General features: G+C 68.8%; 20 protein-coding genes. 10 read left to right on the plus strand and 10 right to left on the minus strand.

Annotation, left to right across the window (positions count from 1 at the left end; translation table 11 throughout):
• Positions 1-54 precede the first annotated feature (54 nt).
• Complete coding sequence (locus H4281_RS31935) at positions 55-963, plus strand: DMT family transporter (RefSeq protein ID WP_182894586.1); 909 nt, start codon at positions 55-57, stop codon at positions 961-963.
• On the opposite strand, the gene H4281_RS31940 is transcribed toward H4281_RS31935, so the two are convergent.
• Positions 960-1628 (minus strand): response regulator, encoded by a 669-nt coding sequence (locus H4281_RS31940; RefSeq protein ID WP_009072456.1) that lies wholly within the window; start codon positions 1626-1628, stop codon positions 960-962. The two genes, H4281_RS31935 and H4281_RS31940, sit on opposite strands and share 4 nt — an antisense overlap.
• Before the next feature lie 44 nt (positions 1629-1672).
• Positions 1673-2947 carry an ATP-binding protein gene (locus H4281_RS31945; RefSeq protein WP_182894587.1) on the minus strand — a complete coding sequence of 425 codons (1275 nt, stop codon included), beginning with the start codon at positions 2945-2947 and terminating at the stop codon, positions 1673-1675.
• 239 nt (positions 2948-3186) lie between these two features.
• Between H4281_RS31945 and H4281_RS31950 the strand changes: the two genes are divergently transcribed.
• From H4281_RS31950 to H4281_RS31970, 5 genes are all read left to right on the plus strand, one after another.
• The gene (locus H4281_RS31950) at positions 3187-4647 is read left to right on the plus strand and encodes a hypothetical protein (RefSeq protein WP_182894588.1); all 1461 of its coding nucleotides are present in this window, start codon (positions 3187-3189) and stop codon (positions 4645-4647) included.
• A 32-nt stretch (positions 4648-4679) separates the two neighbouring features.
• Positions 4680-5177 (plus strand): hypothetical protein, encoded by a 498-nt coding sequence (locus H4281_RS31955; RefSeq protein WP_182894589.1) that lies wholly within the window; start codon positions 4680-4682, stop codon positions 5175-5177.
• On the plus strand, positions 5174-5722 hold the full coding sequence (locus tag H4281_RS31960) for a DUF3558 family protein (protein WP_182894590.1): 549 nt from the start codon (positions 5174-5176) through the stop codon (positions 5720-5722). The genes H4281_RS31955 and H4281_RS31960 overlap by 4 nt, the downstream gene beginning before the upstream one ends.
• A gap of 158 nt (positions 5723-5880) precedes the next feature.
• Entirely contained in the window at positions 5881-7170 is a 1290-nt protein-coding gene (locus H4281_RS31965) for a PspC domain-containing protein (RefSeq protein ID WP_182894591.1), read from the plus strand.
• On the plus strand, positions 7163-7393 hold the full coding sequence (locus tag H4281_RS31970) for a hypothetical protein (RefSeq protein ID WP_182894592.1): 231 nt from the start codon (positions 7163-7165) through the stop codon (positions 7391-7393). The genes H4281_RS31965 and H4281_RS31970 overlap by 8 nt, the downstream gene beginning before the upstream one ends.
• A 49-nt stretch (positions 7394-7442) precedes the next feature.
• Here H4281_RS31970 and guaA read toward each other — a convergent pair whose 3' ends face one another.
• Positions 7443-8999, minus strand: coding sequence for a glutamine-hydrolyzing GMP synthase (gene guaA, locus H4281_RS31975; RefSeq protein ID WP_182894593.1), 1557 nt, complete (start codon positions 8997-8999; stop codon positions 7443-7445).
• 117 nt (positions 9000-9116) lie between these two features.
• On the opposite strand from guaA, the gene H4281_RS31980 reads away from it, so the two are divergent.
• Entirely contained in the window at positions 9117-9662 is a 546-nt protein-coding gene (locus H4281_RS31980) for a DinB family protein (protein WP_182894594.1), read from the plus strand.
• Here H4281_RS31980 and H4281_RS31985 read toward each other — a convergent pair.
• Positions 9595-10242: a rhomboid family intramembrane serine protease gene (locus H4281_RS31985; protein WP_182894595.1), complete on the minus strand. Its 648-nt coding sequence runs from the start codon at positions 10240-10242 to the stop codon at positions 9595-9597. The two genes, H4281_RS31980 and H4281_RS31985, sit on opposite strands and share 68 nt — an antisense overlap.
• A gap of 128 nt (positions 10243-10370) precedes the next feature.
• Here H4281_RS31985 and H4281_RS31990 point away from each other — a divergent pair, with 128 nt between their 5' ends.
• Together H4281_RS31990 and H4281_RS31995 are read left to right on the plus strand one after the other, a co-directional pair.
• The gene (locus H4281_RS31990; RefSeq protein WP_182894596.1) at positions 10371-11816 is read left to right on the plus strand and encodes an aldehyde dehydrogenase family protein; all 1446 of its coding nucleotides are present in this window, start codon (positions 10371-10373) and stop codon (positions 11814-11816) included.
• 5 nt (positions 11817-11821) lie between these two features.
• On the plus strand, positions 11822-12283 hold the full coding sequence (locus H4281_RS31995) for a GNAT family N-acetyltransferase (RefSeq protein ID WP_237597979.1): 462 nt from the start codon (positions 11822-11824) through the stop codon (positions 12281-12283).
• Here H4281_RS31995 and H4281_RS32000 read toward each other — a convergent pair.
• Positions 12271-13734 (minus strand): FAD-binding oxidoreductase, encoded by a 1464-nt coding sequence (locus H4281_RS32000; RefSeq protein WP_182894597.1) that lies wholly within the window; start codon positions 13732-13734, stop codon positions 12271-12273. The two genes, H4281_RS31995 and H4281_RS32000, sit on opposite strands and share 13 nt — an antisense overlap.
• Positions 13731-14375: a TetR/AcrR family transcriptional regulator C-terminal domain-containing protein gene (locus tag H4281_RS32005; RefSeq protein WP_182894598.1), complete on the minus strand. Its 645-nt coding sequence runs from the start codon at positions 14373-14375 to the stop codon at positions 13731-13733. The genes H4281_RS32000 and H4281_RS32005 overlap by 4 nt, the downstream gene beginning before the upstream one ends.
• A 74-nt stretch (positions 14376-14449) precedes the next feature.
• Between H4281_RS32005 and H4281_RS32010 the strand changes: the two genes are divergently transcribed.
• Positions 14450-14896 carry an ester cyclase gene (locus H4281_RS32010; RefSeq protein ID WP_182894599.1) on the plus strand — a complete coding sequence of 149 codons (447 nt, stop codon included), beginning with the start codon at positions 14450-14452 and terminating at the stop codon, positions 14894-14896.
• Position 14897: 1 nt separating this feature from the next.
• Here H4281_RS32010 and H4281_RS32015 read toward each other — a convergent pair whose 3' ends face one another.
• From H4281_RS32015 to H4281_RS32030, 4 genes are all read right to left on the minus strand, one after another.
• Positions 14898-15587, minus strand: coding sequence for a maleylpyruvate isomerase N-terminal domain-containing protein (locus tag H4281_RS32015; RefSeq protein WP_182894600.1), 690 nt, complete (start codon positions 15585-15587; stop codon positions 14898-14900).
• Positions 15588-15601: 14 nt separating this feature from the next.
• Entirely contained in the window at positions 15602-17308 is a 1707-nt protein-coding gene (locus tag H4281_RS32020) for a GMC family oxidoreductase (protein ID WP_182894601.1), read from the minus strand.
• Positions 17309-17368: 60 nt separating this feature from the next.
• Positions 17369-17551 carry a hypothetical protein gene (locus tag H4281_RS32025; protein WP_182894602.1) on the minus strand — a complete coding sequence of 61 codons (183 nt, stop codon included), beginning with the start codon at positions 17549-17551 and terminating at the stop codon, positions 17369-17371.
• Positions 17552-17675: 124 nt separating this feature from the next.
• Positions 17676-18815 carry a GuaB3 family IMP dehydrogenase-related protein gene (locus H4281_RS32030; protein WP_037368701.1) on the minus strand — a complete coding sequence of 380 codons (1140 nt, stop codon included), beginning with the start codon at positions 18813-18815 and terminating at the stop codon, positions 17676-17678.
• Positions 18816-18953 lie beyond the last annotated feature (138 nt).

Below are 18953 nucleotides of genomic sequence, written 5' to 3' on the forward strand. Positions count from 1 at the left end.
TCCTTACACCTTGCCGCGGCGAAGCTGGCTAGCGAGGCGAAGGAGGAACCTGGGGTGGGCGAGACGAAGACGCTGCTGAGGATCGCGGCGCTCGCGTTGATGTGGGGATCGAGTTTTTTCTGGATCAAACTCGGGCTCGAAGCACTTTCTCCCGTGCAACTGGTGCTGGCGCGGCTCGTGCTGGGCGCCGTGGTGCTGCTGGCGCTGTGCCTGATCGGGCGGCGAAGCCTGCCGTCGCAACGGAGTACCTGGGGCCACCTGCTCGTCGCGGCGTTCTTCCACAATGCGTTGCCATTCCTGCTTTTCGCGGTCGGCGAGACCACTGTGGACTCCGGCATCACCGGGGTGCTGAACTCGACCACCCCGCTCTGGGTGCTCGTGGCGGCCCCGTTCCTCGGGGTGTCGAACCGGATGAACGCGACGCGGATCGCCGGCCTGGTGATCGGGCTCGGCGGGATCCTGCTGATCTTCGCGCCGTGGCAGGCGTCCGGATTGCTCAGCTGGGGTGCGCTGGCCTGCCTCGCCGCGGCGGCGAGCTACGGGTTCGCGTTCGTCTACGAAGGACGGTACCTGTCGAACACCGGCTCCTCGCCGTACGCGATCGCAGCCGGGCAAATGCTGCTGGCCACGGGTTTTCTGGTGCTGGCCATGCCGTTCGGCGGGCTGACCCCGGTGCATCTGAGCCCGGTCGCGGTGATCGCGGTGGTGGTCCTCGGCCTCGGTTCGACCGGGATCGCGTTCGCGCTCAACTACCAGTTGCTGGCGAGCGAGGGCGCGGTGGCCGCGTCGGTGGTCGGCTATCTGCTGCCGGTGGTGTCGGTGTTGCTGGGCGCGGTTTTCTTGCACGAGCAGCTGAACCTGCGCGTGATCGCGGGCATGGTCGTGGTGCTGCTCGGCGTCGCGCTGACGCGGTTGCAGCGCAAACCGGCGGTGGCCCCGGAAGAAGAACTGACTCCGGCCTAGACGAGACGGCGGTCCGAGGCCCAGCGGGAGAGCTCGTAGCGGTTCGACAGCTGGGTCTTGCGCAGGACGCTCGACACGTGCGTCTCGACCGTCTTCACCGAGATGAACAGCTCGGACGCGATTTCCTTGTACGCGTAGCCGCGGGCGAGCAGGCGCAGGACGTCGCGCTCGCGCGGGGTGAGCAAGTCCAGCTCGGGGTCGTTGATCGGCGCGGAGCCGGGACGGTCGGCGAAGGCGTCGAGGACGAAACCGGCAAGGCGCGGGGAAAACACCGCGTCGCCGTCGGCCACCCGGACCACCGCGCGGACGAGTTCCTTCGACGAGATCGTCTTGGTGACGTACCCGCGCGCGCCGGCGCGGATCACCGCGATGACATCTTCGGCGGCGTCGGAAACCGACAGCGCGAGGAACACGACGTCCGGCAGCTCCGGGCGCACGCGGCGGAGCACCTCGGCGCCGCCGCCGTCGGGCATGTGGACGTCGAGCAGCACGACCTGCGGACGCGTGCGCGCGATGCCGGCGACCGCTTCCGCGACCGACCCGGCCTCGCCGACCACCTGCACCTCGTCGGTGATCGAATCGAGCTCCGTGCGCACTCCCGCGCGGAACAACGCGTGGTCGTCCACGAGGAAGACCTTGACCGGTTCCCGCTGGCTTTCCGTCACGACTGCCCACTCCCTCGCTTCGCCTGCCCCCGAGCATAGCGAGGTCACACCACCCCTTTGCCCGCCTTCACCGGCATGGCGAGCTGGACTTCGGTGCCTTCGCCGGGCGCGGTGCGCAGCTTGCAGGTGCCGCCGTGGCGCTCCATCCGGCCGCGGATCGAGTCGGCGAGGCCGTGCCGGTCGGCGGGTACGACGTCCGGGTCGAAGCCCTTGCCCCGGTCGCGCACGAACACGGTGACCTCGGTGGGTTCGACCTCGGCGAACACGCTGACCTCGTCGACGCCGGCGTGCTTCGCCGCGTTGACGATCGCCTCGCGGGCCGCCTGCACCAAAGCGGTGAGCGGCGGGTTCAGCTCGGCGTCGCCGACCACGACCTGGCCGACCGAGATCGCGAACTGGTCCTCGACCTCGCCGCACGCCGCGGCGAGCGCCTCGGACAACTGCTGACGGGTGCCCTCTTCCTCTTCCTTGGTCCGCTTGTCGCTGGGTTTGCCGTAGCCGCCGGGGCCGTACAGCCAGCCGCGCAGCTCGCGTTCCTGGCCGCGGGCGAGGCGCGCGACCTCGGCGGGCTGGTCGGCTTGGCGCTGGATCAGCGCGAGGGTCTGCAGGACGGAGTCGTGCAGGTGCGCGGCGATTTCGGCGCGTTCGTCGGTGCGGATGCGGGCCTGGCGTTCCTCGCCGAGGTCGCGGACCAGCCGCAGCCAGAACGGGACGGTGAGCACGGCGACGCCGATCAGCGTCGCGATCACCGCGATCAGAGCGAATTTGACCTGGTCGAAGTCGCCGCTGGCGAACACGACGAAGCCGATGCCGGTGGCCACCAGCGCGACCCCGGCGAGGATCCGGACGAACGCCGCGAGCCTGCCGCCCTCGCCGACCAGTCCGTCGCGAGCCCCGACGCGCCAGCGCCGCCGCTGCGATTCGTCCGCCTCCCGCCAGACGACCGCCGCACCGAGCGCGGCGAGCGCGAGCGGCACCGCCACCCAGCCGCGGATGGCGCCGGTGAGCGTGCTGCTGGCGATCGCGAGCCCGATGCCGAGCGCGATCAGCCCATACGCCTGCTGCCGGTCGCGGGCCTTCGGCGCGGTCTCGCTTTCCTCGGAACTCTGCGGAACGAACACCCAGAGCAGGCCGTAGGCGAGCAGGCCCGCGCCGTTGAGCGCGGCCAGCAACGCGAACACGACACGGACCCAGACGACCGGAACCCCGAGGTGATCGGCGAGCCCGCTCGCGACGCCCGCGACGGCCCGCCCGGAGCGCCGCCGGTACATCTTGGGCCGCGCCTCAGGTTCGGCGACCTCCATCGCCTGGGCGGACATGAGTGCCGAGGGCTCCTCATCGGTCGAGGAAACCCGCCCTGGGGCACGGATGTCGAGAAAGTCCTGCACGAGTCCCATCGTCACACGCGGAAGCGGCCCGGACATCGGGGAAGGCCCTGATCCATTCCCCCAGACGGCCGCCGGCGGGGAAATTCCGCGAACCTCCCTGCCGCCCGCGAGGACTCGGTACGATGCAGGGGGCGAGCGATCACAGTGCGTACACGGGGCGGGGAGGCCGGATGACCGAGCAGCATCGCGCGGAGCACGTCGAGTCCGCAGGCGATTACTACGCCCGGACGCAGAACGTGCACCAGATCTTCGCGGCCGGCGAGGACTCACCGGAGACGCGCAGCGCGACTGAGCGGGACGCCTCGCAGTACTCGGTCCAGCAAGGCCAGCAGCTGCTCCAGGGTCAGCAGACGCGGGGCGACGCTCCGGCGCCGGACGCGAACTACGCGTCGTACAGCCACGAAGACCTGCACAAAATGGTCAACGAGGGCTTGAACTTCGAAGACATCAACGAACGCAGCCGCGTGACGAACATCTACGGCAACTGGCTCGCGGACGCGTCCAATCGGTTCCGCGACGCGGCCAACACCGCGGGTGCGGAGTGGCAAGGAACCGCCGCTGCGCAGGCGCATTCGTTCTTCCAGAGCACGGCGGACCACACGGAAAAAACCGGCAGCGCGATGCAACTGGTGTCGAACCGCTACTCCCAGCAGTCCGCGGCGGCCGATTACGCGCACAAGAACATGCCGGAGCCGACCGGGTTCGACCAGAAGGCCGAAATGGCCAAGGCGACCGAGCAGTTCCAGAACGGCAACCCGCTGCAGGGCGTGATCGCGATGGGCGACGTGGCGGCCAAGCAACAGCAGGCCGACGCGGCGCATCAGCAGGCAGTCCAGGTGATGCACGGGTTGGACTCGACGTATCACGAGACGTCGACTACGCAGCCGGTTTATTCGCCGCCGCCGCAGATGAACAACGACAGCACGCACGCGAGCAGTGCCGCGCCGGTGACTGTGCCTGGCGGGTCTTCGAGCGGGCCTTATGTCGGTCCTGGCGGGCCCGGTCCGGTGACTGGTGGTCCGGCGAATGGGTTCACGGGAACGAATCCGCCGCTTGGCGGTCCTGCTATGAACTCCTTCCCGCCTGGGGGAGGCGGCAATCCTCCGGGCGTTCCTTACAGCCCTGGGCCGGGGATCAACACCGGCACTGGGCCGCTCGGCAACCCTGCGGTGCCAGGGGGCGGGAACAACCTCCGGACCACTCCGGGCATCGGCGGGCGGCTTTCTCCGGAAGGGCTCGCTTTGGGCGGAGGAGGAGGCGGTGTCGGGAACTCCGGCGAGGACACGCCGCGCAGCCGATCGGGTGGCGGTGCTGGCCGGGGCGGTGCCGGTGGCCGAGTGACTGGCGGGGCTGGGTCTGGTGGCTCCGGGAAGCCCGGTGAATCCGGTAGCAAGGGTGCCGCTGAACGGCTTGAGCGCGGCGCTACCGCTGCCGCGAACGCCGGGAAGGGCGGAAAGGCCGGGGCCGCGGGTGCCGGCGCTGGTGCGGCGGGTGCTGGGAAGAAGAAGGAAGAGGACAAGGAACACAAGAACAAGATCCCGACGCAGATCGATCCGGACGAGGTCTTCGAGGTCAAGCCGGAGCGGGGACCGGACGGGGAGAAGATCACGCCTCCGGTTCTCGGCGGCTGACCCCTTCTTTCGAACAGACCTAGGAGCAACCGATGGCAGACATCGTTTGGGACCAGAAGCCGGTGGCCGGAAGCTCTCCCGCCGCGGGCACGGCGGGCAACGACTTCCTGGCCGGGCTGACCGAAGGCCCCGGAAGTCATGAGGCCGCGCAGAAGATGAAGACGGCCGGCAACACGTTGAAGACCTTGGCGCAGAACGGGTCGTTCGCGGTGAACGAAGAGGGGTTCCATGCCTACATGGAGGCGTGTGACTTCTTCCTCAGCGGATACAACCAGATGATCGATCAGGTGAGCCTGCTCACCAAAGCCGCACAAATGGGAAATTTCGACTACGGGAGATCCGTCGCGAAATTTAATGTCCAAGTAGCAAACGACGGCCACGAGGCGATGGTCCCCAATCTCATCCTCATGAGGGATGCCGTTTACGCCGCCCAAGAAGCTCTCTCCATCGCGCGAAAAAACTATCGCGAAACCGAAAGCGCGCATTCGACGTCTTTTGCTGAACTCAACAAGAAAATTGACAACCAGTGAAATTTCGGACCCCGAAAGTCACCCTTCTGCTCGGCTCAGCAGCGTTGGCACTGACCGCATGCAGCAGCACCGTCGACGGTGCTGCCCAGTCCAGCGGGACCCCCTCGGTCGCATCTCCTCCCTCCACCCCGTCCGGAAATCCCTTTTCCGACAGAAATCAGTGCGCACTCCTGGACCAGATCCTCAGCGGTGCCGGATTCCCTAAAGCAGCCCCGTCGATAGCACAAGGCCGAAAAGCCTGCACTACCCAAAAAACCAGCGGCGGAATAAATGCCACCGATGTCGCGCTTCTCCTGCAAGAAGGACAACGTTACACGGACAACATCAGCAGTCCCGACAAGGCTCGCAGCGGAAAAATTAACGGTCGGCCGTTCATCGAAGAACCCGAACCGCTGGGGTCGAGCGGCGCATGTTCGATTTCCATGTCAGTTGAGTCCAGTTCGCGTGCAATCATCATCGTGTCCGGCGGTGTCGACACCGCCGCGTCCTGCGGCACGACAGAAGACCTGGCCAAGAAACTGGACCCCCTTCTCCCCAAGGGGTGAAGGCACTCCGCTCGCCACGACCCGGGCACCGGCCCCATGAGGTCTCTGCCTGAGAACCGTCGCGACCGCCCCTGCCCCAGGCAAGGGACCGATCTCGGGGATAACCTCAGGGACCTTCCCCGATGTGCCGCCCCGCCCTGTCGACCATGCTGTAAGGCATGAGTGGTGCGAACGACGTGCGGCCTCCCCGTACGAACCCCCTGAACGGGTTCGAGGAGACCGTCAAGGACTTCTGGGCCAGCCGGCCTCGGCGGCCGCACTCGGGGCGGAAGGTCGCGGGGGTCGCGGCTGGGCTGGGGGATCGCTACGGGATCGATCCGGTGGTGATTCGGGTCGCGTTGGCGGCGGCGACCGTTTTCGGGGGGTTCGGGCTGGTGCTTTACCTGCTCGGATGGTTGTTCTTCCCCTCCGAGGGCGACGAGGTTTCCGGCTTCGAGGCGTTGATCGGGCGCGGGCAGTCGAGCATGACGAAGGCCTTCGCGGCTGTCTTGACTGTCGCGGTGATTCCGGTTGTCGGGTGGACTTTCGGCGGCGGCTGGTTCGACGGCGGCGGCCTCATCGGGTTCGCGTTGCTCGCCACGTGCCTTTATCTCCTGCATCGCACCCGCGGGCAGGACAACCGACCGGCGCCGGTCGTCGCGTTCGCGGCGGACGGAACCGCTTCCGGAACCGGAGCTTTCACGATGAACAGCGACACCCCGACTCCCGCGGCGGCGGCTCCGGGCTGGGATCCGCTGGCCGCCGACCCGGCGGGCTGGGATCTGCCTGACCCGGCGGCACCGGTGACCCCGCCGCCTCCGAGCGGTGACTACAACGACTCTCCTAAGCCCTGCCTGCGACGCTCCAAGATCGGGGCCGCCACGTTCGGTGTCGCGGTGATCGTGGCCGGCATCGGGGTCGCGCTCTCGCTGAACGGGTTCGACTGGTTCTCGCTGCGGCACATCATCGGCATGACGCTCGCCGTGCTGGGGGTCGGGCTCGTGGCGGGAGCGTTCGCTCGCGGAGCGCGTGGGCTGATCGGGCTCGCGATTCCGCTGTCGGTCGCCGGGATGGTGCTCACGACCAGCACGTTCGACAACCTCGACGTGCGCGGCGGCGTCGGCGATCTGTCCGCCACCCCGCGTACGGTGGCCGAGCTGCAGCCGGTGTACCGGCACACCGCGGGCAACATGAAGATCGACCTGACCCAGCTGGCCGCGAGCGAGCCGATCACCACGACGGTCTCCAACGGCGCCGGGAACACCGAGGTCATCGTGCCGCGCACCGCGGACGTGACGTTCACCTGCGAGAACAGCGCCGGTGAGGTCGACTGCCTGAACCGCACGTCCAACGGGGTCGGCCAGCCCGCCGTCACCGGGACGGACAACGGCGACGACAACGTCGGCGGACAGAAGATCACGCTCCACGTCACCAACGGCGTGGGCCAGGTGGAGGTGCGCCGTGGCTGAGAACCCTTACCCCTACGACGAGCCCGAAGCCCCGGCTCGCCGCCGCGGGATCGACTGGATCACGCTGATCGTCGGGGTCGTGACACTGCTGGTGTCCGGCTACGTCCTCACCGACGGCTCGAGCTGGCTGCCGACCTTCGACTTCCGCTGGATCATCGCGGGCGGCGCGGTGTTCTGCGGGATCCTGATGCTCGGCGCGTCGTTCCGCAAGCGGCGGCCGTAACAGCGCGAAAAAGCGGGGCCCGGACATTTCCGGGCCCCGCTTTTTCACGTCATTCCCACTCGATGGTGCCCGGCGGCTTGCTCGTCACGTCCAGCACCACGCGGTTGACCTCGGACACCTCGTTCGTGATCCGGGTCGAGATCCGCTCCAGCACCTCGTACGGCAACCGCGTCCAGTCGGCGGTCATCGCGTCCTCCGACGACACCGGGCGCAGCACGATCGGGTGGCCGTAGGTCCGGCCGTCGCCCTGGACGCCGACACTGCGGACGTCCGCGAGCAGCACCACCGGGCACTGCCAGATCTCCTGGTCCAGCCCGGCCGCGGTGAGTTCCTCGCGGGCGATCGCGTCCGCCTCGCGCAGGGTCTCCAGCCGGTCCGCGGTCACCTCGCCGATGATCCGGATGCCCAGGCCCGGCCCGGGGAACGGCTGCCGCTGCACGATCGTCTCCGGCAGCCCCAGTTCGAGCCCGACCCGGCGGACCTCGTCCTTGAACAGCAGCCGCAGCGGTTCGACCAGCTCGAACTGCAGGTCGTCGGGCAGTCCGCCGACGTTGTGGTGGCTCTTGATGTTCGCGGTGCCCTCGCCGCCGCCGGACTCGACGACGTCCGGGTACAGCGTGCCCTGCACGAGGAACCGGTAGTCGCCCTGCGCCTTGAGGTCGCGCTCGGCCTGCTCGAACACGCGGATGAACTCGCGGCCGATGATCTTGCGCTTCTGCTCCGGGTCGGTGACGCCGGCCAGCGCGTTCAGGAACCGCTCGCGCGCGTCGACGGTGACCAGGTTGACCCCGGTCGCGGCCACGAAATCGCGCTCGACCTGGGTGCGCTCCCCCGCCCGCAGCAGGCCGTGGTCGACGAACACGCAGGTCAGCCGGTCGCCGATGGCGCGCTGCACGAGCGCGGCCGCGACCGCGGAGTCAACGCCGCCGGACAGGCCGCAGATCGCCCGTCCGTCGCCGATCTGCGCGGCGACCGCAGCCACCTGATCGTCCACAATGGACGACGTGGTCCAGCTGGGCTTGACGCCCGCGATCTCGTACAGGAACCGGCGCAGCACCTCCTGCCCGTGCGGCGAGTGCGCCACCTCCGGGTGGTACTGCACGCCCGCGAAGCGCCGCTCGACGTCCTCGAAACCGGCGACCTCGGCTCCGTCGGAGCTGGCCGTGACGACCGAGCCCTCGGGGGCCTTGGTGACGCTGTCGTTGTGGCTCATCCAAGCGGTCTGGTGGCCGGGCAGCCCGGTGTGCAGGACACCGCCCTCGCCGACGATCCGCACGTCGGTGCGGCCGAACTCGCGCACGCCGGTCGGTTCGACGACGCCGCCGAGCGCGCGGGCGAGCAACTGGTGGCCGTAGCAGATGCCGAGGATCGGCACGCCGGCCTCGACCAGCTTCGGGTCCATCGCGGGAGCGCCCTCGGCGTACACGCTCGACGGGCCGCCGGACAGGATGATCGCGGACGGGTTCTTGGCGAGCAGCTCCTCGACGGTCGCGCTCGACGGCACGACCTCGGAGAAGATCTGCGCCTCGCGCACGCGACGGGCGATCAGCTGCGCGTACTGCGCCCCGAAGTCCATGACGAGTACCGGACCGGTGGGAGTGGCCACCCAAGACCTCCAGGTATCAGCGCTTTTGCCACCATCGTCCCAGGTGGGCCCCGTCACGTCGGCAATGCCCCCGGAATGAGGACAGCCGCTGTCCGCGAACCGGCTTACCGTGCCCGCATGACCAACGACTGGACCAACGAACTGACCGAGCAGCTCGACTGGCACTGGCAGCACCACGTGCGCCCGAAGCTGGAGGGGCTGACCGACGACGAGTACTTCTGGCAGCCGGTCGCGGACTGCTGGACGGTGCGTCCCCGCACGAGCGAGAACGACCCGGGCACCGGCGACTTCACCATCGACTTCTCGTTCCCGGAGCCGACTCCCCCGCCGGTGACCACCATCGCGTGGCGACTGGGCCACATCATCCCCGGTGTGCTGGGCATGCGCTCCGCGTCGCACTTCGGCGGGCCGCCGGTGTCCTATCAGGACTTCCCGTATGCGGGCACTGCCGACGAAGCGCTGAAGCAGCTCGACGACGCGTACGCGACCTGGATCGCCGGCGTACGCAGCCTCGACGCCGAAGCGTTGGCGCGTCCGTGCGGTCCGGCTGAAGGTCCGTACGCGGAGCTGTCGATGGCCGCGCTCGTCCTGCACATCAACCGAGAGATGATCCATCACTGCGCGGAGATCCTGCTGCTGCGCGACCTTTACCGAAACCAGTGAGCAGCAGCCCCAGCACGATGCCGAGCAGCGCGGGCATGCCGTGGTTGTCGTGCAGCACCGTGTCGAGTACGGCCAGCGGCGCGATCAGCAGCGCGGCGCGGTAGAGCGCTTGCGGCGGCTCGGCGCCGCGCGCCCGCCACACCACGACCGCGAGCGCGCCGAGCAGCCCGGCGACGCACATCGAGTTGCCCGCTCCCACCGGGTTCAGCCAGACGTAGCTGAGGAACTGGCCGAACAGTCCGCAGCCGAAGTACAGGACGAACCAGGACATCCGGCCGAGGCACCACTCCGCGAAGGTGCCCGCTACGGCGAGGGCGACCAGGTTGAAAATCCCGCCGAAAACCTTGCCGTCTTGGAAGAACATGCCGGTCAGCAGCCGCCACCACTCTCCGGCGTCGATCGCGGCGGCGTCGCGCTTGAAGCGGTCGAAGAGCGACGGATCCGCCAACTGGGCAACGAGCACGACTGCGGTCACGAGGAACACCGCGCCGGTCAGCACCGGACGGCGCGGTGTTCCGACGCGAGCGAAGAAGGCCCGAGCCGGGCTTTCGGACCAGCGGGAGGCCACCGAGTTGGTCATGGGCTGACGATATGCCGGACGCGCGCCGGGAACCCCCGACAAATGTCATCCCGTCACCAGGACAGGTGCCACAAAAGAAGGACCGAGTCCGGCGTGCCGGGCCTGGTGCTCCCTAATACCTTGAGCCCATGGACACGATCACCCCACAGCCGCGGGCCGCGTGGATCGCCGGTCAGGCTGAGCAGGGCGCGAGCACCCTCGTGGTGCACCACCCGTTCGACGGCAGCGAAGTGGCGACGGTTGCGGTGCCCGGCGCTGACCAGGTCGAACGGGCGGTGGCCGCGGCGGCTGCGGTCGCGAAGGAGTTCCGGCGCACTCCCGCGCATCAGCGCGCGGCCGCGCTGGAGCACGTTTCGCGCGGGATCGCGATGCGGGCCGAGGAACTCGCCGAGGTGATCACGGCCGAGAACGGCAAGCCGCTCAAGTGGGCCGAGGCCGAGGTGAAGCGCGCGGTGTCGGTGTTCCGGATCGCGGCCGAGGAGGCCCGCCGGTTCACCGGCGACGTGCAGCGGCTCGATGCCGACCCGTCCGGCGACGCCCGGCTCGCGCTGACCCGCCGGGTGCCGCGCGGGCCGGTGCTCGGGATCGCGCCGTTCAACTTCCCGCTGAACCTGGTGGCGCACAAGGTCGCGCCCGCACTCGCGGTCGGCGCGCCGATCATCATCAAGCCCGCGCCGCGCACGCCGTTGTCTTCGCTGGTGCTTGGCGAGCTGCTCGCCGAGACCGACCTGCCGGAAGGCGCGTTTTCCGTGCTGCCGCTGGGAAACGAGGAGACCCAGGCACTCGTCGCCGACCCGCGGCTGCCGGTGGTGTCGTTCACCGGTTCGGGCCCGGTCGGCTGGTCGATCGCGGACGCGGCGGCGCGCAAGCACGTGGTCCTCGAACTTGGCGGCAATGCCGCGGCGGTCGTGCTGCGCGACTGGCCGGACGTCGAGGGCGCCGCACAGCGGATCGCGACGTTCGGGAACTACCAAGCGGGTCAGTCGTGCATCGCGGTGCAGCGGGTGATCGTGGACGCGGCGATCGCGGAGGAGTTCGTGCCCGCGTTGACCGAGGCCGTCGAGGCGCAGCACACCGGCGATCCATACGACCGCAACACCGACGTCGGCCCGGTCGTCGACGAGGCGGCCGCGGAACGGATCATCGAATGGGTCGATGAAGCGGTGGCCGGCGGTGCACGGGTGCTGACCGGCGGAACCCGTTCGGGCGCAACGGTTGCGCCGACGCTGCTGACCGACGTACCCGCGGATGCCAAGGCTTGGTCGGAAGAAATCTTCGGACCGGTGCTCGCAGTATCCATTGTGGATGGCGTGGACGAGGCTTTCGCTTCGGTGAACGCATCCGCGTACGGACTGCAGGCTGGGGTGTTCACCAGTGACGTGCAGTTGGCCTTCCACGCGTCGGCGGAACTGGAGGTCGGCGGCGTGATCATCGGTGACGTGCCGTCGTATCGCGCGGACCAGATGCCGTACGGCGGTGTGAAGGGTTCAGGCGTCGGCAGGGAAGGCGTGCTGTCTGCGATGAACGACCTGACCGAGGAACGCGTCACGGTCTTCACCGGAGTCGACCTCTGACCACAGTGGAATTGCGGCGGGCAACGGCCGCTGACGCACGCGATATCGCCGACGTGTGGCTGCGGTCGTTCTCCGCCGCGCTGCCGGCAGTCCGCCGTGCCCACGATGACGACGCGGTGCGCTGGTGGTTCGCGAATATCGTGGTGCCACAACAGGAAACCTGGGTCGCGGTCGTCGAGTCCACTGTGGCCGGACTGCTCGTGCTCGACGGCGCGGAGCTGGCACAGCTTTATCTCGACCTTCCGTGGCGCGGGCGCGGAATCGGCGACCAGTTGGTGGACTTGGCCAAACAACTGCGCCCCGGCGGGCTGACCCTGTGGACGTTTCAGATCAACGAGCCAGCCCAACGTTTTTACCGCCGCCACGGTTTCGTCGCGGTCGAATACACCGACGGACAGCGAAATGAAGAGGGTGAGCCAGACGTGCGTTACGTCTGGCCCCCGCCTCAAGCCTCTCACGCCGACTGAGCGAACTTGAAAACCCCGTTGGGGTCGTACTTCTTCGCCACCTGGCCCAGCCGGGCCGCGTTGTCGCCGTAGTAGGCCGACTTCCAGTCCGGCAGGTCCGGGTCGATGTAGTTCACGTAGCCGCCGCGCGCGCCGGCGTCCGCCAGTCCAGCGACCACAGTGGACACAGACTTGCGCGCGGTGTCCTGGCTGCTCGCCGTGGCTGGGGCGTAAACCTGAATGCTGGCCAGCGCTTTCCGATGCGGGAACGCCGTGGCCGTCGGCGCGATTTCGCTCACCGTGCCGCCGAGGCCGTCGATGAGCAGGTCCATTCCCTTGTGCCCGGAAGCGAGATCGGCGATCTTCCCGCCGTCGACCGGATCGGTGATGATGCGCGACGACGCCACGAAGGTCTGCCGTTCGGAGCTGCCGGAGAAGTAGTTCATCGCCGCGCCGTAGCCGAGGGTTTTCATCGTGCGGCTGGACGGCGTCACCGAAAAGCCGTTGAGTGCCGACGTCAGGCCCGCCGAACTGCCCACGAACGCGCCGCCGACCCGGCAAGCCCCGCTCGGACCGCCGGAAACCACGCAGTTCGACCACAGTTCGGGCGGAGCGCTCGGCAGCCAGCGCTGCCACGCGTCGACCACGTCGCTCGCCGAACCGGACGGGAACTTCAGCGAAAACACCGTGATAGTCGGCGCTTCCACAGTGGTGAAGGTGAACGACGTGACCACGCCGAAGTTTCCACCCCCGCCGCCGCGCAACGCCCAGAACAGGTCGTCGTCCGCCTGCGCGCTCACCGTGCGCAGTTTGCCGTCCGGCGTCACGATCTGCGCGGACTGCAACCGATCGCAGGTCAGGCCGTACTTACGGGTCAGCACGCCGATTCCGCCGCCGAGCGCGAGCCCGGCAATGCCGACAGTCGGGCACGAACCCGCAGGCAGACAACGCCCTGCCTTCGCCAGCTCCGAATAGACGTCGCCGAGTTTCGCGCCCGCGCCGATGACCACCTGATCGCCCTGGACGTCCACGCCCGCCATCCCGCCGACGTCGATCACCAGCCCGCCGTCCGGCGCGGAATACCCGGCATAACTGTGCCCGCCGCTGCGCGCGGCCAGCGGAACCCGTCCGCCGGCCGCTTCGACACAGGCCTGCACATCCTCCGGTTTCGCACATTTCGCTACCGCAGCGGGATTGTGTCCGTCGAATAGCGGATTGAACGCACGCTTCGCGGTAGCGAATCCGCCGTCGGAGGGAAGCACGAGGTCGCCGGAGAGTTTGCCGCGCAACGCGTTCCAGTCCGGCGGCCCGGACGGCTTAGAGCTGGTGCTAGGCGGTACGGACGCTCTCGTCGTCGGGCTGGTCTGCGGCACCGAAGGGCCCGGTTTCGCCGTGCAGGCCGCTGCCACCGCGCCGACCGCCGTCAACCCGGCGGCGCGCAGGAACGTCCTTCTCCCCAGTGTCATGTTCATTCAGACGCCTCAGACCGTGCATGGGTTGCGAAAAGTCCGGCCAGTAATGCCCGCAGGGCGAATTCGAACCGCTCGCCGTGCCGGGCCCCGTCTCGCAGGGCTTGCGCGAGCAGCGGAAACCGCTCCTCGTCAAGGTGCGCCAGACTGTCCACATCGGACTGCGAGCCAGGCGCGCGGCCCGCCTCGGCGAGCGTGTGGCCGAGGACGAAGGTCAGCACGGCGTTCACCATGTCGAGTCCGCGCGCCGGCGGCGACTCCAGCAGCCGCAACGCGGTTTCGACCACCTGCAACGACTCCGGACTGACCGCCGGGCGGGTCGCGGCGAGCGGCAGCACGCCCGGATGCGCGAGCAACTGCTCCCGGTACGCCCTGGCCACCCGGCCCAGCCACCGCTGCCCGGACTCTCCCGGCTCCGGCTCGATTCCGGCCAGCGCCGAGACGAGCCGGTCGATCAGGGCGTCGAGCAGCGCTTCTTTGTTCGGCACGTAGTGGTAGAGCGTCATCGCCTCGACGCCAAGTTCCGCACCGAGCTTGCGCATCGACAGCGCGGCGATGCCGTGCTCGTCCACGAACGCGAGCGCGGCGTCCACGACCCGCTCCCTGGTCAGCCCGGCACGCGGCCGGGCTCTCCGATCGGACACTGGCCCCCCTTGACGTTTCTTACGACGTAAGATACCACTGTCCTCGCCACTTACAGCGTAAGAATCGAGGAGCCATGACCGACCCCAAAGCCGTCCTGCGCCGTTTTCTCGCCATCGTCAACAGCCACGACCTCGCCGAACTGGACACCGTGGTGGCCGAGGACGTCACCGAATCCGGCCCGGTCGTGGTCGACGCGCCGACCGGCGGGCTCGCCGCCTTCCGCACCGGCTGGACACAGATGCTGACGGCGTTCCCCGACGTAGGCGTGGACATCGACGCACTGCTCGCCGAAGACGATCGCGCCGCGGCCACGGTGACGCTCACCGCGACCAATACCGGCTACTACCGCAGAGGTTTCGCGACCGGCAAAAGCGGAACGTGGCGCGGTTTCGTCCTGGCGCGGGTGACCGACGGGCGGATCGCCGAACTCGACATTCAGACCGACCGGCTCGCGATCCTGCAGCAACTGGGCATCGTCGGCGACGACGACGAACTCGCCGCCGACCGGCAGCCCAGCTGAATCAGATCAGCGGTGCCATCTCCGGCACCGGCCCGGAAAGCGCGGAACTGCCGCCGCGACCGGTCAGCCAAGCCAGGACCGTGCCCGGCGTGCCGGTGACGAGATCGCCGCCTTCGCCGAGGGGCCAAGTGCGGACGCCGTCGCTGATGCGGAACGAAGGCAACGGACGCGGGCACATCCGGATCAGCGTTCCTACCACCGCTTCGAGATGGCCCCCGAGCAATGCGGTGGCGCTGTCGAGATCGTGGCCGGCGTCGAGGTCGGCGAGGTGGATCGTGGTCTCGGACAGCCGCAGGGTGAGCACGTCCGCGCCGGTCAACTGGCCGCCGTGCCGGTGCCGGACGGGCGCGGACCAAGCGTCGTCCGACAGCCGTGCGGCGTGGTCGGTCAGCCGCTTCCCGGACGCCACCAGATCGGCCACGATTTCCGCCGGAGCACGGCCAGCGCCAGCCTCGATGTCGTCGTCCCGCGCGTTGCCCGGGCCGTACATCGACCGCTCGACCCCGGTTTCCGCCCAGGTCAGCAGGTTGCCGAGGGCGTCGGCGTTACGCGCGAGATGGGTGAGCAGATGCGCGCGCGTCCAGCCGGGCAGCGCGCTCGGCTCGCCGAACGCCGAAGCCGGCATGGCCTCGGCGACTCGAGCCCATTCGTCGTGCAGTTCCCGGATCCGGTCCAGCGCCGCAGTCGTCACCGCACGAGCTTAGGTCAGCGGCGCAGTGCCGCGGGCGCGTTCGCCGGAACCGCCGGGTTCTTCGGTGCGACCGGCTCCATCCGGGCATATCCGCTGCTCTGCTCCGGGCGCTCGTCGGCCTCGCCCTTGTTGGGCCAGAACGAGAACGCCCGCTCGGCCTGCGCGGCGATGGTGAGCGACGGGTTCACGCCGAGGTTCGCGGTGATCGCCGAACCGTCCACAACGGACAGTCCGGGATAGCCGTAAACCCGGTGGTAGGGGTCGATGACGCCGGTGTCGGCGCTGTCGCCGATCGGCACGCCGCCGATGAAGTGCGCGGTGAGCGGGATGTCGAAGACCTCGCCCCAGGTGCCGCCCGGCATGCCGCCGATCCGTTCCGCGGTAAGGACGTTCGCCTCGTGCCCGGCCGGGATGAAGCTCGGGTTCGGCTCGCCGTGGCCCTGTTTCGACGTGTACTTCCGCCGCCCGAACAGGCCGCGCCGGGTGTAGGTGGTGATGGAATTGTCGAGGCTCTGCATCACCAGCAGAATCACCGTGCGCTCGCTCCACCGGTACGCGTTCAGCAGTTTCGCCGACTGCACCGGGTGTTTGACCAGGAACGTGAGCGCCTGCCGCCAGCGCGGAACGCTCGAAGACCCGTCGGTGGCCACGGTTTGCAGCAGGCTCATCGCGTTGCTGCCCTTGCCGTACCGCACCGGTTCGATGTGCGTGTTCTCGTCCGGATGGATCGACGAGGTGATCGCGACCCCGCGGCTGAAGTCCTGTTCGGGGTCCACCGCGGTCCGCGCCGCGCCGATGATCGCCTCGGAGTTCGTCCGGGTCAGCTCGCCGAGCTTGCCGGACAGCTTCGGCAGCGCGGCGGTGTCCTTCATGCGGTGCAACAGGTTCTGCGTTCCCCAGGTGCCCGCGGCGAACACCACCTGAGCTGCCGTGACCGTGGTCCGGAACCGCCGCGAACGCGTGCCGGTCTTCTGCAGCGTGATCTCGTAACCGTCGCCGAGCGGGTTCACCGACGTCACCGTGGTCAGCGGAATCACCTGTGCGCCGTCTTTTTCCGCGAGGTACAGGTAGTTCTTCACCAGCGTGTTCTTCGCGCCGACGCGACAGCCGGTCATGCACGAACCGCATTCGGTGCACCCGACCCGGTCCGGCCCGGCTCCGCCGAAGAACGGATCCTTCACCGTCTCGCCCGGTTTGCCGAAGTACACCCCGACTGGCGTGGCGTGGAACGAATCCTCGACGCCCATCTTCTTCGCGACGTCCCGCATCACCACGTCGGACGGCGTGATCGTCGGGTTCGTGACGACGCCGAGCATGCGGCTGGCCTGGTCGTAGTGCGGCGCGAGTTCGCTTTCCCAGTCGGTGATGTGCGCCCACTGCCGGTCTTGGTAGAACGGCTTGAGCGGGCGGTACAGCGTGTTCGCGTAGACCAGCGAACCGCCGCCGACGCCGGCGCCCGCCAGCACCATCACGTCGTTGAGCATGTGGATGCGCTGGATGCCGTAACAGCCGAGCTGCGGGGCCCAGAGGTAGCGCTTGAGATCCCAGGACGTCTTGGCGAACTCGTCGTCGGCGAAGCGCCTGCCCGCCTCGACCACCGCGACGCGGTAGCCCTTCTCGGTCAGCCGCAACGCCGCGACGCTGCCGCCGAACCCGGAACCGACCACGAGGACGTCGTAGTCGGGTTCTTGCCGCGCGGTGGTGGTGTTACTGGCAGTCACAGGAAAGAGGGTAACCCTCGGGGAGCCGCCAGGCCAGAGTTAAGTTACTGACGAGTTACCTCAACGCGTCTTGCGCCGCGGCGCGAACCGGAACAGCTCGCCGAGCGCCCGGATGATGGCGGGCCGCTCCGCCGGCACCGTCCCGCGCAACGCCACGACCAGCGCGAGCAGCCGGATCAGCAGGCTGCCCACCACGATGCCGCCGAGCCACCAGGTCGACGCGGACTCCCCCAGCAGTGCCATCCGCTCACCCTTCAGGTGCGACACCGGAACTCCAAAGATAACGAAAGTATAACGGAGAATGACGCATCGGGTACCTGCGGGCACAAAAAAGGCCCCCGTGAAGGGGGCCTTCTTCGCGAGTACCTCAGCCGCGGACGGTCAGCCCGACGCGCTGGAACTCCTTCAGGTCCGAGTACCCCGTCTTCGCCATCGCGCGACGCAGCGCGCCGAACAGGTTCACCACGCCCTCCGCGTCCGAGGACGGGCCGAACAGCAGCGTCTTCAGGTCCACCGCGTAGTCCGAGTCCGGGCCGGCCACCACGCGCGAGCGCGGCAGCGACGGGTGAGCCGCCGCAGCGGTCCAGTACAGGCCCTGGCCCGGGGCGTCCGACGCGGTCGCCAGCGGGGCGCCGAGCATGACCGCGTCCGCGCCGCAGGCGATCGCCTTCGCGATGTCGCCGGACGTCGTGATGCCGCCGTCGGCGAGGACGTGCACGTAGCGGCCGCCGGTCTCGTCGAGGTAGTCGCGGCGCGCGGCGGCCGCGTCCACGATCGCCGTCGCCATGGGGGTGCCGATGCCGAGCACGCGGTCGGTGCTGGTGACGCCCTCGGTGTAGCCGTGGCCGACGATGACGCCCGCCGCGCCGGTGCGCATCAGGTGCATGGCCGTGCGGTAGTCGCTCACGCCGCCCGCGATCACCGGCACGTCGAGGCGGCCGATGAACTCCTTGAGGTTGAGCGGTTCCGCGTCGCGCTGCACGTGCTCGGCGGAGATGATCGTGCCCTGCACGACCAGGATCTCGACGCCCGCGGCGATCAGGTCCGGCGTTAGCTCCGCGGCGTGCTGCGGGCTGACCCGCGCGGCGACCGTCACGCCGGATTCGCGGACGGTCTTGATCGCCTCGGTCAGCAGGTCGAGGCGGATCGGCGCGGAGTGCAGCTCCTGCAGCTCACGCACGACCGCCGCCGGGTCGTCGCTGTCCTCGGCCGCGCGCACGAGGCGGAAGATCGCCTCCTCGACGTTCGCGTGCCGGGCCCACAGCCCTTCGGCGTTGAGCACGCCGAGGCCGCCCAGTTCGCCGATCGCCACCGCGGTCCCCGGCGACACGATCGCGTCCGTCGGGTGGGTGACCAGCGGCAGGTCGAACCGGTACGCGTCGATCTGCCAAGCAGTGGACACCACCGACGAGGACCGCGTCCGCCGCGACGGCACGATCTCCACGTCATCGAGGTCATACGCCCGCCGCGCCGTGCGGCCCATGCCGATCTCGACCAGATCCCGCACGTGATGTCCCTTCTCGCGCCTACCGCCTTCGCGATCCATTGTCGCGAGTCGGCGCGGGTGACCTGCGCGCGGGGGACCGTTGCGGTGGCGACAACCACCGGTTGTGCGCGCGGTTGTTTGCCACCGGCGTGGGCGGGT

Source organism: Amycolatopsis dendrobii (assembly GCF_014145675.1).
Taxonomy (GTDB): Bacteria; Actinomycetota; Actinomycetes; order Mycobacteriales; family Pseudonocardiaceae; genus Amycolatopsis; species Amycolatopsis dendrobii.

Bases quoted from the DNA above. Each gene is read 5' to 3' on its own strand.
- H4281_RS31945 (WP_182894587.1), bottom strand. From the start codon at position 2,947: ATGTCCGCCCAGGCGATGGAGGTCGCCGAACCTGAGGCGCGGCCCAAG.
- H4281_RS31950 (WP_182894588.1), top strand. From the start codon at position 3,187: ATGACCGAGCAGCATCGCGCGGAGCACGTCGAGTCCGCAGGCGATTAC.
- H4281_RS31955 (WP_182894589.1), top strand. From the start codon at position 4,680: ATGGCAGACATCGTTTGGGACCAGAAGCCGGTGGCCGGAAGCTCTCCC.
- H4281_RS31965 (WP_182894591.1), top strand. From the start codon at position 5,881: ATGAGTGGTGCGAACGACGTGCGGCCTCCCCGTACGAACCCCCTGAAC.
- H4281_RS31980 (WP_182894594.1), top strand. From the start codon at position 9,117: ATGACCAACGACTGGACCAACGAACTGACCGAGCAGCTCGACTGGCAC.
- H4281_RS31985 (WP_182894595.1), bottom strand. From the start codon at position 10,242: ATGACCAACTCGGTGGCCTCCCGCTGGTCCGAAAGCCCGGCTCGGGCC.
- H4281_RS31990 (WP_182894596.1), top strand. From the start codon at position 10,371: ATGGACACGATCACCCCACAGCCGCGGGCCGCGTGGATCGCCGGTCAG.
- H4281_RS32000 (WP_182894597.1), bottom strand. From the start codon at position 13,734: ATGAACATGACACTGGGGAGAAGGACGTTCCTGCGCGCCGCCGGGTTG.
- H4281_RS32010 (WP_182894599.1), top strand. From the start codon at position 14,450: ATGACCGACCCCAAAGCCGTCCTGCGCCGTTTTCTCGCCATCGTCAAC.
- H4281_RS32025 (WP_182894602.1), bottom strand. From the start codon at position 17,551: ATGGCACTGCTGGGGGAGTCCGCGTCGACCTGGTGGCTCGGCGGCATC.